This is a genomic window from Rhodonellum sp. (genome assembly GCF_030656585.1).
Classification (GTDB): Bacteria; Bacteroidota; Bacteroidia; order Cytophagales; family Cyclobacteriaceae; genus Rhodonellum; species Rhodonellum psychrophilum.
In genome coordinates, this window is the sequence record NZ_JAUSPP010000064.1 from 1 (window position 1) to 12,485 (window position 12,485).

The window sequence follows — 12,485 nt, forward strand, 5'->3', positions numbered from 1 at the left end:
AAATTAGTTCGGTATAGGCTTCAATAGAGAAATTTTAAAAGCTAGTGGCGAAAAAAAAGAAAGCGACTAAGTCACTCTTGTCAATGACTTAGTCGCTTTCAAAATTTTACCTTCAGTTTTAGCTACTTTTTCAGTGGCCTCGCAAATATGCCGCCTCTTTTATCTTAATCAATGATTTTTTATTTGAACCTTGAATATTCTAATTCTTGATGCTTTCCAAAATGGAATTGAAAGTTTTGCTGGGACGCAATGCTTGGGCAGTTTTTTCGGCATTGGGCTTGTAATACCCCCCGATATCCATTTTAAAACCCTGTGCATCGTTGAGCTCCCCGACAATCTTCGTTTCATTTTTGGCAAGTTCTTGAGCGAAATTGGAGAACTTATTTTTCAAATCCGCATCCTTATCTTGGGCTGCCAAGGCTTCCGCCCAATAAAGTGCAAGATAAAAATGACTTCCCCTATTGTCCAGCTCTTTCACCTTTCTTGATGGAGATTTATCTTTTTCCAGGAATTTCCCAGTTGCTTGGTCGAGGGTTTCAGCGAGTACTTTTGCCTTCTGATTGCCAAAAGTGTTGGAGAGGTGCTCAAGCGAGACCGCAAGTGCCAAAAACTCTCCCAGTGAATCCCATCGAAGGTGGTTTTCCTCCAAAAACTGTTCTACGTGTTTTGGGGCAGACCCACCCGCACCAGTCTCAAAAAGACCTCCACCGTCCATCAATGGCACGATCGAGAGCATTTTTGCACTTGTACCCAACTCTAAAATCGGGAACAAGTCGGTCAGATAATCCCGAAGGACATTTCCGGTAACAGAAATCGTGTCCTTCCCTTCAATGATGCGTTCCAAGGAAACCCTTGTCGCTTCCACAGGGGTCAAAATCTGGATATCCAAACCAGTGGTGTCGTGCTGGGCAAGGTATCTCTTTACTTTTTTGGTCAATTCGATATCATGTGCCCTTTTATTATCCAACCAAAACAGTGTTGGCAATCCTGTGGCTTTGGCCCTATTGACAGCCAATTTCACCCAATCCTGGATTGGTGCATCCTTGGTCTGGCACATTCTCCAAATATCTCCGGAGGCTACTTCATGCTCGATCAAAACATTTCCCGATTCACTGACTACCCTGACCGTTCCATCTTGGGGCATCACGAAGGTTTTGTCATGAGAACCATATTCTTCGGCTTTCTGGGCCATCAGTCCCACATTGGGGACACTTCCCATCGTCGCTGGATCAAATGCTCCATGCTTTTTGCAAAAATCAATGGTTTCTTGATAGACTCCAGCATAGGCTCTGTCTGGAATGACGGCGATGGTGTCTTGAAGTTTGTTGTCTTTGTTCCACATCTTACCCGAAGTTCTGATCATGGCAGGCATGGACGCATCGACGATGACATCACTTGGGACATGGAGGTTGGTTATTCCCTTGTCAGAGTTGACCATGGCCAATCCAGGACCTTCTTCCAAGCAGTTCTGAATATCTGCTTCTATTTCTTGTTTCTTGTTCAAAGGAAGCTTCCCAAGGTTGGAAACCAAGTCCGCAAATCCATTATTGACGTCAACGCCGATTTCTTTCAATTCATTTTCATGTTTTTCAAATACAGGCGCAAAGAATACCTTCACCGCATGTCCAAAAATCACCGGATCCGAAACCTTCATCATCGTGGCTTTCAGGTGTAAGGAAAACAATACCCCATCTTTTTTTGCAGCTTCTTTTTGGGCTTTAAAAAACGCATTGAGTTCTTTTATGCTCAACACAGATGCGTCAATGATTTCACCTTCTTTTAAGGCAAGATTGCTTTTGAGTTTTTTGTTTTCTCCGGCAGTATTGACAAATTCAATGCTCACAGCAACGGATTTTTCCAAAGTCAATGATTTTTCACTTCCGTAAAAATCACCTTTGGTCATGCTGGCAACACGGGTTTTGGAATCTGCACTCCATTTCCCCATGCTATGGGGATTGTTTTTGGCATATTGCTTGACAGCAAGCGGTGCTCTTCTATCGGAATTGCCTTCCCTGAGAACGGGATTTACTGCACTTCCCTTTACTTTGTCATATTTGGATTGAATGGCTTTTTCCTCCTCTGTCTTAGGGGATTCCGGATAATTCGGCAATGCATAGCCTTGCTGCTGCAATTCCAAGATCGCTTCCTTTAACTGCGGGACTGAAGCGCTGATATTAGGCAATTTGACGATGTTGGCTTCCGGAGTTTTGGCAATTTTCCCAAGTTCTGCAAGATCGTCGTTGACACGCTGTTCGGGCTTTAGATATTCGGGAAATTGGGCAATAATCCTAGCCGAAAGGGAAATATCCCGAGTCTCCACGACTACTCCCGCAGACTCCGTGAATGCTTTTACAATGGGCAAAAAAGAATAGGTGGCCAAGGCCGGTGCTTCATCGGTAAGGGTATAAAGAATTTTAGCTTTTTTAGCAGTCATTTTTTCTGATTTGTATGGTTAAATGGTTTTTCTTTTTGATTATTTGAGCCCTCTCCTGATAGGTGAAGGACTCCCAAGCAATTTTAACATTTTGAAAAAGGATGATTTCTCTTTGAAGCAATTCGCAAAGGGTGAAAGCCACAAATTTGGGCTAAAATACGGAAAATATCGCAGTTTCAAAGAATCGGCTCCTTGTGTAAGCCCCTTGTTTTATGAACGGATATCAAAATCGTCGGCATCCTTCCATGCCGGAAATTTTTCCCTGTAATGCTCCAGTTCTTGATGGTCCAGTTCCACTATGAGAATCTCTTCTTTTATTTCGGAGAAGGCGATTTGTGCCCCCTTGAAATCATAGGCACCAGAATGCCCTGAATAAGGAATTCCGTTTCCATCCTGCCCCACCCGATTGACACCAATGGCATAACTCAGGTTTTCCACTGCTCTTGCCTTGAGTAGAATGTCCCAGGCATTGATACGTGGACTTGGCCAATTGGCCACAAAAAGTACAAGATCATATTCAAAAGACCCATTTTCCATTCTGTTTCTTGTCCAAACCGGAAACCTAAGGTCGTAACAGATTTGCGGAAACACTTTCCATCCTTTCAGATCGAACGTGATTCGGCCCAAACCCATTGAAAAACTTTGATCTTCCTCAGCCATCCTAAAAAGGTGCCGCTTGTCGTACCAGGAGACATGGCCTTCAGGCGTAACCCATAGCAAGCGGTTGTAATAATTCGAGTTTTCCTTGATGATGATGCTTCCGGTCAAAACAGCATTGGTTTGGGCCGCCATTTGTTTCATCCATTTGCAGGTAGTGAAATTCATGGGTTCTGCCATTTCGGCTGCATCCATCGTAAATCCCGTGGAAAACATTTCCGGGAGAACGATCAAATCCACCTGTTGGTCTATGGTCCAGATTTTCTCCTCCAGCATCGCCAAGTTGGCCGTTACTCCCTTCCAAAAAAGATCGGTTTGGACCATTGCAATCTTCAAAAGTCCGATATTAGGTTTTTCCATAAAATTCAGAAGTTCAAAAAAAAACCAATGGGAGATTCCCATTGGCAAAACTATTATCTCAAAGGATAGAGCATCCTGTAATCCGTGGAAATCCTTCCTTTACTGATGTCAATCAATTTGCTCTGCACCATTCTTTTTTTCAGGCCTTTCAAATAATCGATAAAAAGTATCCCTTCAAGATGGTCATATTCATGCTGGATTACCCTAGCAGTCATACCCGTAAACTCTTCTTCGCGAAGGGTCCAATTTTCGTCAAAATACTCTATGGTTAATTTTTCAGGCCTGATAATTTCAGCTCTTATTTCAGGAATACTCAGGCAGCCTTCCTCAAAACCAAAATGATCTCCATATTCATCGAGAATAATCGGATTGATAAAAGCTCTCCTCACGCCTACTTCGGTATCTTCTTCGTCCAGCATCAGACTGCTGTCAATGACAAAGAGCCTAATTCCTTGGTTGATTTGTGGGGCAGCAAGACCTACACCACTGGCATGATCCATCGTGGCGTACATGTCTTTGATGATGGTGGATAGATCATCCCCTTCCCGAATTTCTTCGGCTTCTTTTTTCAATATTGGGTTTCCGTATGCGACTATCGGATAAATCATAATTGTTCCAAATAGGATTGTAATATAATGGCAGCACTGATTTTATCCAGGTTGCCGGCTTTTTCTTTTCTGTCTTTTTTCTTGCTCCCCATCGTGATCATGCTTTGCATGGCCATTTTGGAGGTAAATCTTTCGTCTTCCAGTACCAGTTTTTTGTCTGGAAACATCTTGGACAAACGGTCCTTTAGGCTAATGACTCTGGGAGTCATTTCATTGTCGGAGCCGTCAAGTGATTTCGGATATCCCAAAACGATGGTTTCCACTTGTTCTTTTTTGAAATAATCCGCCAAGAAGTCCATTAATTTGGGGGTCTCTACTGTTTCCAGAGGATTGGCCAAAATCTTTAGCGCATCGGTAACCGCAATTCCGGTCCGTTTGGTTCCCAAATCTATTGCTATCACCCTCCCCATCAATTGCTGTTAATTTTCTTTTTGATTTTTCTCAACACTTCCCTCTCCAACTCGACCGCCTTTGGAAACAAAAGCTGATCTTCGATTTGGGCGTGGATAATCAGTTCCCTCTCAAAATTCTGAAGCTCGTGGTACAAAACCTTCATGCTGATCGGAGCATCCAAAGGCAAGAAATAGTCCTTTGTCAACTTCCTGATACCTTCCATTTCATCGTCATGGGCTTCGTGCGCCTCGGCAAGGCGGGCCGTAGGACTTCCCTCCAAAATCATGATGGCATCCGTCAATCTATATTCATCCCTTTCTATTTCGTGCAACAATTGAATGCGCTTGAATAGCCTGTTTTCTTCTTCGTGGACATGATGGATAAAATCCTCCACAAAAAGGGGGAACATCATTCTTAAATCCGCCAGAATTGCTTCAAATTCGTTTTCCTGTTTGATTCCTGAAACCATACTGGACAAAAAAGGCAGTTCCTGTCTTAAAAAATAGTAGTGCTTTTTTTTGAGGTAGGCCACCAAGACTTCTATGGGGTGTAAATACAATTCTTCAGAAGTGGGTTCCTTTCTGTTGGCAATGGATTCCAGCTCCGAAACCAATTGATTCGCATTTACCTTGAATTTCTGACAAACCTCTTGGAGGGAATTTTCTTCGTAAAGGAAAAAACTGATTCCAAAGTAATGCAAAACCGATGCAAAGACATAATTTTCTGAAATCAGGTCTTTGATCGGGCTTTTATGAATATCTTTGGAATCCATCATAAATACAAAAGTAAAGTTTTTTGGGCTAATTTGGGCGAAATTCACTACCTAAATTGAATTTGTTGCGTTAATAAAAACGAAATGGTTTTAAATGTTGTTTAGAGTTAAATTCAACATCTTGAAATTGCCCTAATAAAAAAGAAAACCCCATTCAATAAAACAGGATAACGTGAGCGAAATCAAAAACACAAAATCGCAAATAAGACTTCCCATCATTCTTGCCTTGGCTATTTCTGCCGGCATTTGGATAGGGGCTACATTTGCGGAGCCAAAAACGGATCGGAATGATCTCAAAGCAGCCATCTATAAAGTTCAGGAAATCATTACTTACATCAATCGGGATTACGTGGACAGCGTGAACACCAACGAACTGGTGGAGTTTGGCATAGGCAAAATGCTTGAGAAGCTTGATCCGCATTCCAGCTACATCCCAGCAAGAGATGCAGTAGCGGCAAGATCCGAGTTGGAGGGCGCCTTTGACGGAATTGGGGTGGAATTTGGAATCATCAGAGACACTATTTATGTGGTTTCCCCGCTCACTGGTGGACCCTCTGAAAAGCTTGGCATCCAATCTGGTGATCAAATCATTGTAGTGGATGGAAAGACCGTCGCAGGCACAGGCATCACCAATAATGACGTTTTTAAATTGCTTAGAGGTCCAAATGGCAGCAAAGTCGCCGTGGACATCAAGAGAAAATCACAAAAGGATCTGATCCGGTTCGATATTATCAGGGACAAAATACCACAATACAGCGTCAATGCCTCTTACATGGTCAATGATGAAATCGGCTATATCAAAGTGACCCGTTTCGCAGCGACAACTTATGAAGAGTTTAAAAAGGCAGTTGTTGAGTTGAAGGAGCAGGGTATGAAAAAGCTTGTACTCGATCTTCAAGGCAATCCAGGTGGATATATGGGAGCAGCAATCAGTATGGCTGACGAAATGCTCTCCAACAATGCTTTGATCGTTTCCCAGCAGGGGAAATTAAACCGATACAACCAAAAAGCCTATGCTGTGAAAAAAGGGAATTTCGAGGACGGTGCGGTGATTGTATTAATCAATGAGGGAAGTGCATCTGCCTCCGAAATCGTCGCCGGTGCCATCCAAGACAATGACCGTGGATTGATCGTCGGAAGAAGGTCATTCGGAAAGGGTTTGGTACAGTCTCCCATCGATTTGTCAGATGGAGCAGAATTGAGATTGACCATTGCCCGGTATTACACACCTACTGGTCGATCTATCCAGAAGCCATATGGAAAAGATCAAAAATACGAAATGGATTTTGCCAACAGATATGAACATGGCGAATTCTTCAGTGCCGATAGCATCAAATTCAATGATAGCTTGAAATACGAAACTCCCGCAGGAAGGATTGTCTATGGTGGCGGAGGGATTATGCCGGATTATTTTGTACCTCTTGACACGACCATGAGCAGCAGCTATGTCAATAGACTCTTCAATTCCAATGCAGGAAGAGAGTTTATCTTGGATTATCTTGATACAAACAAGAAAAAATTTGATGGAATGTCCTTTGAGGAGTATTACAAAAAATACCAGGTTTCTGAGGAGATGTTGCAATCATTGATCAAATTGGGTGAGAGTAAAAAAGTCAAATTCGAGGAGAAAGATTTCAACAAATCCAAAGCATACCTAAAAACTGTCATCAAAGCACAAATGGGTCAAAGTATTTATGGCGAAAATGCTTTCTACAAAGTGATAAATGACATCAATGAGGTTTACCTCCGTGCAATATTGCTCTTTGATGAAGCAGAAAAATTAGCTTTCTCTCCTGAAAAAGCGAACTAAAATAAACGAATGTATCCTAGCACCAAAAAGTCGGTTTCAAAAGCAATTGAAACCGACTTTTTATTGGGTATCAAATGAAAAGGTCAACACGAATGCTTGGCCTTTTATAGACTCCACCCGGCTTTCCTTTTTTGGCGAAGTCAAAAAACATAACTTGGGTTTCTAAACCTAAAAGCCATGAAAAAGCTATTGATAAACCTTTCCCTGTTCATTGGATTATGTGTCATGAGTAACCCTATATTTGCCCAAGGAAAAATCACGCATATCGCTGTTTACGTCAGCGACCTGAAAAAAAGCGCTGATTTTTATAGTAACGTTCTACAATTCGAGGAGATCGATGAGCCTTTTAAGGACGGCCTCCATGCCTGGTATGACATTGGAAACAATGTTGCCCTGCATATCATAGAAGCACCTTGGGAACCGATTACTATCAACAAAATCAATCACCTTTGTTTTAGTGTGCAAGACATGGATGCTTTTATTGCCAATTTGGCTGTGCAAAAAATTGAATTTGAGGATTGGCCAGGCAATAAAAACCAGGTAAACATTCGCCCCGACGGGATCAAACAAATTTATTTCACTGATCCGGATGGTTACTGGATCGAAATCAACGATGACTATTAAAAACAAACAGCTGACCGGTTTCGGTCAGCTGTTTGTTTTTATTGTTGGTATATTTTCATTGGCCACCTGTCATTGGCCACATTGATATCCGTGATGATTTTATCAGGATCGATTTCCACAGCAACTACTTTTTTATCCACTTTGAGTAAATGGTTCCATTTGTTTCCCTTGAACCAAATCTCTACAGGCAGCATTTTTCGCTCTTTCTCTCCATCTTCATAGGTGATTTCCAAAAGTACGGGCATAGGCATTTCCCCTCGGCTTGAAAGTGCCACCACGTAATTGGCGCCATATGGATATACACCATCTATGGCCAAATCGATATTCGAATTGCTATAAAACCAACCTTTCCAAAACCAGTTCAAGTTTTCTCCGGCCACACTTTCCATGTGATTGAAGAAATCGTTGGGCTGTGGATGTTTGTAAGCCCACGTTTTGATGTATGAGCGGAAAGCCCTGTCAAAGCGCTCCTCTCCCAAAACATACTCCCGCAACATCACCAAGCCCAAGGCAGGCTTCATGTAGGCAATCATTCCTAGATTATTTGTCTGTGCTCTATCCGGGGCAGTGACGAGTGGTTCTCGTTCCTCATTTGTCAGCCAGCCAATATAATTCCGCGTTTGGATGAGGTCGTTGCTGTATTCTTCATTATTGAAGGCTTTGTTGCTGTAATAATTGATGAACGTATTGAAACCTTCGTCCATCCATGCATGTCTTCGCTCATTGCTTCCTACGATCATCGGGAACCAATTGTGGCCAAATTCATGGTCTGTCACTCCCCAGAGTGCTTCTCCAGTGGATTTCCAACTGCAAAAATTCACCCCAGGATATTCCATCCCGTTGATTTCGGCTGCCACGTTGACCGCCAATGGATAGGGGTATTCATACCACATTTCGGAGTAATGTTCTATGGATGCCTTGCTGTATTCGGTGGATCTTCCCCAAGCACCTTCCCCATCAGATTCGATGGGATAGACGGATTGCGCCATCGCTTTTTTCCCGCTTGGCAGGTTGATGCGTGCCGCATCCCAGATGAATGATTTGGAAGAAGCAAAAGCCACATCACGGGCATTTTGAACCTTAAAGTGCCAAGTCATTGTACCTTCTTGTTTTGGTCTTGTTGTGGCAGGTTTATTTACCTGATCAGGACTGATGATATATACCCGCTCATCACTTTGGGAAGCTTTTTTCAGACTATCCTGTTGGATTTTGGTAAGCACCTGGCTTGGGTTGATCAATTCCCCAGAACCAACGACAATGTGGTCGAAAGGAACGGTTATTTTATAATCAAAATCTCCATAACCCAAATAAAACTCTCCTGCGCCAAGATAGGGCTCCGTATTCCAACCACTGACGTCATCAAAAACAGCCAATCTTGGATACCATTGTGCCATGGCATAGATGGTTCCATCTTTCACTTTAAGCCTGCCCATTCTGTCCATCCCTTTTTGTGGGATTTTATACTCAAAATCCATGGAAACAGTCGCCTGACCACCATTGGCAGGAATCGGCTCTGCAAAAAACACTTGCATTCTGGTATCGTCTATCAGGTATTCATTTGAAACAGATTTGTTTCTTCCCGACAATTGAGCTTTGACATTATTGATGGCGTAACCCCCATCAGTATCCCCGTCATATCGATTTCCTTGGATCGGGGAAGTCAGCGTTCCTCTGGAGCTGTCGGTAAACCTGTTTTGCTCCAAATACAACCAGACGAAATCCAGTGCCTCGGGACTATTGTTTTTGTAAGTGATGGAGACCTTGCCCTTTATCTTGTTATTTTCCTCATCCAGAGTTACCTCAATGGCATAATCCGCTCTGTTTTGCCAATAAAAAGGCCCAGGTTTTCCTGAGGCGGTACGGTATGCAGAACCTTGTCTGTATCCCAATTCAGTAAACGCTCCATCCTTATTGTCCTTTACCTGCTGGCCTTGAATGGAAAAGCAAATCAAAATAGTTGAAAAAAACAACAAAATTTTAAATCTCAATTGTCTCATATTTTTTAAAATAATAATGAATAATAAGGCTAAAATACAGATTCAATACGGAACAAAAAATCTAAATGTTCAAAGAAAGGAAAGAATATATACCCATGAAAAGAATTCCGCTTGATTTGTTTTTAGAGGCAAAACAGCATTTATTTGTCCAAAATTCACCTACCTATTCAATGAGAAAAAGTTTACTCCTTTCCAGTTTGGTATTGTCTGCCCTTTCAGTCAATGCTCAAAATGATACAACAGCCATTGATCTTAAAGAGATAATCATCCGAGAAAACAGGATTGAAATTCCCTTCAGCAAAGTATCTAGAAACATCAATGTTATCAACAGAAAAGATCTAGAGACCACTCCAGCCAGAAGTTTACAGGAAGTGCTCTCCTTCACTCCGGGGATAGACGTCAGGCAAAGAGGAATAAGCGGCGTACAAGGGGACATCGGGATCCGGGGAGGCAGCTTTGAACAAACCTTAATGCTTATCAATGGCATCAAACTCACCGACCCCCAGACTGGACACCATTTGATGAATGTCCCCATCCCATTGCAGGCCATACAAAGAGTGGAAGTTTTAAAAGGACCTGCCTCCCGTATTTATGGACAAAATGCCTATTCTGGCGCCATCAATGTGATCACCAATCTTCCCGAAAAGAAAAGTTTGAGCATTCAGGGATTTGGTGGTGACTTTGGGATGAGAGGTGGCAGTATTGTCTCCTCCTTACCCGTCGGGAAATACAAACAGACGCTTTCCATCTCTCACGATGCTGCAGACGGACATTGGTATAATTCTGATTTCAAAGTAACCAACCTCTTTTATGAAGGTGGCGTTGAATTGAATGAAAAGAACGAACTGAAGGCGATGGTTGGCTATTCAGACCGTTCCTTTGGTGCCAATGGTTTTTACACCAATTCTTTCCCTGATCAGTGGGAAAGCATCCAAACCCTTTTGTCCGCACTCAGCCATACCTATAGGTACCAAGATTTTAAACTTGAGACGAGGGGATATTGGAGAAGAACAAACGATGAATTCAGATTGAGAAGAAACGAGCCAGAATTTTTCACCAATCTCCACACCTCCGATGTTTTCGCATTGGAAGCAAATGGAAGCTATAATAGCAAATATGGTGTGAGTGGTTTGGGATTGGAAGTGCGCCAAGAAAAGATAGAAAGCAGTAATCTCGGAATAAGAGATCGCGAATTTCTGGGGGTATTTGCCGAGCATAGGATTGAGTTTTCTGAAAAAGTAGATTTCAGGGCAGGCATTTATTCCAATTATTATAATGAATATGGTTGGAAGCATTTTCCCGGAGCAGAGATTGGCTACCAAATGAATGAAAATTCAAGATTGTATGCCAACTATGGTGCAAGCTTTAGGATCCCTTCCTTTACAGAACTTTATTATCAAGATCCAAGCAACGAAAGCAATCCCAATCTTTTGCCAGAAGAAGCCCAAAATTTTGAATTGGGATGGAAATTATCCAAGAGAAATGTCAGGTTTGAAGCAGTCTATTTTATCCGCCACACCAACAACCTGATCGATTGGAACCGTGAACCGAGCGACATTTCTCCTAACCCAAATAAATGGACTCCTAGAAACATCAGTCAGGTTAATTTCCAGGGAATTGAAGCCGCCATCCAATACAGCCTAAATTCAGGCCCCAAAATGGCAAGAATCAAGGATGTTTCCCTAAGTTATAATTATATCGACGCCAACCTAGATCAAGCAGAGGGTTTGGAATCTAGATATGCGCTGAATTCATTACGCCACCAAGTCATTGGGGGAATCCAAATGGAGTTCTTGAAAAAATTGGAACTCAATGTGAAGTCGAGGTATATAGAAAGAATGTCCCTTGACCCCTATTTCCTTCTTGATGCGCGGGCAGACTACAACAGAATGAAAACCGTGGGATTCTTCGCCGAAGTTTCAAACATCACCAATACCGATTATGTAGAGGCTGGCTTTGTTCAGATGCCGGGAAGATGGTTTAAGGCAGGATTCTTGGTGAATCTCTATTGATCGTTAAACACTCATAAAATGATTGGGAAGCGTGAACCTGTGGTTTGCGCTTTTCTTTTGTAAAAACAAATCTTATAAAATTGGTCAGGCCAGAAGATGTTTGCAAATTTTTGGATTACTGAAAAATGATATTTCGTCCTTAACAAAAAAAGCCTCGTTCAAGACATGTTTTGGTAATTTAAAGATTCGAACCCCCGACCCTTCCGTTTGAAACGGAATGGTCTGAAACAAATATCATTTCATAATTTGAAATCAGGCAAGTGGCCTTTGATCAGTGCCTCAACCCTTGCTTTTGATTTCCAGGATTTGACTTCCAATTCTCGTCTATATGCCAAACTTTTTGTCCCGAAAGGTTTAAAATAAATCACCTCCCAATCATTTGACCGGCCGGTAAATCCTTTGTGATTGGAATTGTGCTTCCTTAATCTTTCCTCCAAAACTTCACCGGTATGGCCTAAATAATATTTTTGAAGGGTTCTGGAACTCAATATGTAAAAATGATAGGCCATAAAATGAAAAAAGCCTCGTTGGAGGCATATTTTGATAGTTTAAAGATCCGAGACCGCAACCCTTCCGTTTGAAGTAAAATCTTCTGAATCAAATAATTGTGGGAGTTGAGGGATTCGAACCCCCGACCCTCTGCTTGTAAGGCAGATGCTCTGAACCAACTGAGCTAAACTCCCAAAGAGTTTGAATAAATTTTCTAACCGCTTTTGGTTAGAATAATGAGATTTTAGTTGAGATATTACCAACCTCGACCCTTCCGTTTTGGACGGAATGCTCTGAACCAACTGAGCTAAACTCCCAAAGAGTTTGAA

Annotated in this window: 10 protein-coding genes and 1 tRNA gene; 3 read left to right on the plus strand and 8 right to left on the minus strand. The window is 42.1% G+C overall.

The features are described 5' to 3' along the window. Positions 1–199: 199 nt before the first annotated feature. The 5 genes from Q7J63_RS16325 to Q7J63_RS16345 all read right to left on the minus strand — a co-directional run bounded on the left by Q7J63_RS16325 (position 200) and on the right by Q7J63_RS16345 (position 5,227). Positions 200–2,434, minus strand: coding sequence for an NADP-dependent isocitrate dehydrogenase (locus tag Q7J63_RS16325; RefSeq protein ID WP_304887659.1), 2,235 nt, complete (start codon positions 2,432–2,434; stop codon positions 200–202). A 210-nt stretch (positions 2,435–2,644) separates the two neighbouring features. Then, a complete protein-coding gene (locus Q7J63_RS16330; protein WP_031327301.1) occupies positions 2,645–3,451 on the minus strand; it encodes an amidohydrolase in 807 nt (268 codons plus the stop codon). 53 nt (positions 3,452–3,504) lie between these two features. Further along, on the minus strand, positions 3,505–4,059 hold the full coding sequence (def, locus tag Q7J63_RS16335; protein ID WP_304887662.1) for a peptide deformylase: 555 nt from the start codon (positions 4,057–4,059) through the stop codon (positions 3,505–3,507). Next, positions 4,056–4,469, minus strand: a complete 414-nt coding sequence (ruvX, locus tag Q7J63_RS16340; RefSeq protein ID WP_304887664.1) for a Holliday junction resolvase RuvX — start codon at positions 4,467–4,469, stop codon at positions 4,056–4,058. Before ruvX ends, def begins: the two co-directional genes overlap by 4 nt. Beyond that, positions 4,469–5,227 (minus strand): regulator of cell morphogenesis and NO signaling, encoded by a 759-nt coding sequence (locus Q7J63_RS16345; protein WP_019598080.1) that lies wholly within the window; start codon positions 5,225–5,227, stop codon positions 4,469–4,471. Before Q7J63_RS16345 ends, ruvX begins: the two co-directional genes overlap by 1 nt. Positions 5,228–5,396: 169 nt before the next feature. On the opposite strand from Q7J63_RS16345, the gene Q7J63_RS16350 reads away from it, so the two are divergent. Both Q7J63_RS16350 and Q7J63_RS16355 read left to right on the plus strand, forming a co-directional pair. After that, complete coding sequence (locus Q7J63_RS16350) at positions 5,397–7,034, plus strand: S41 family peptidase (protein ID WP_304887665.1); 1,638 nt, start codon at positions 5,397–5,399, stop codon at positions 7,032–7,034. Positions 7,035–7,211: 177 nt separating this feature from the next. Next, on the plus strand, positions 7,212–7,658 hold the full coding sequence (locus tag Q7J63_RS16355; protein WP_304887667.1) for a VOC family protein: 447 nt from the start codon (positions 7,212–7,214) through the stop codon (positions 7,656–7,658). A gap of 38 nt (positions 7,659–7,696) precedes the next feature. Here the strand turns inward: Q7J63_RS16355 and Q7J63_RS16360 are convergent, their stop codons facing one another. Next, positions 7,697–9,655, minus strand: a complete 1,959-nt coding sequence (locus Q7J63_RS16360; protein ID WP_304887669.1) for a M1 family metallopeptidase — start codon at positions 9,653–9,655, stop codon at positions 7,697–7,699. Between the two features lie 170 nt (positions 9,656–9,825). Between Q7J63_RS16360 and Q7J63_RS16365 the strand changes: the two genes are divergently transcribed. Beyond that, on the plus strand, positions 9,826–11,667 hold the full coding sequence (locus tag Q7J63_RS16365) for a TonB-dependent siderophore receptor (RefSeq protein ID WP_304887671.1): 1,842 nt from the start codon (positions 9,826–9,828) through the stop codon (positions 11,665–11,667). A 239-nt stretch (positions 11,668–11,906) separates the two neighbouring features. Here Q7J63_RS16365 and Q7J63_RS16370 read toward each other — a convergent pair whose 3' ends face one another. Continuing rightward, a complete protein-coding gene (locus Q7J63_RS16370; protein ID WP_304887672.1) occupies positions 11,907–12,176 on the minus strand; it encodes a GIY-YIG nuclease family protein in 270 nt (89 codons plus the stop codon). A gap of 99 nt (positions 12,177–12,275) precedes the next feature. Continuing rightward, positions 12,276–12,350: transfer RNA gene (locus tag Q7J63_RS16375), tRNA-Val, on the minus strand. Positions 12,351–12,485: the final 135 nt, after the last annotated feature.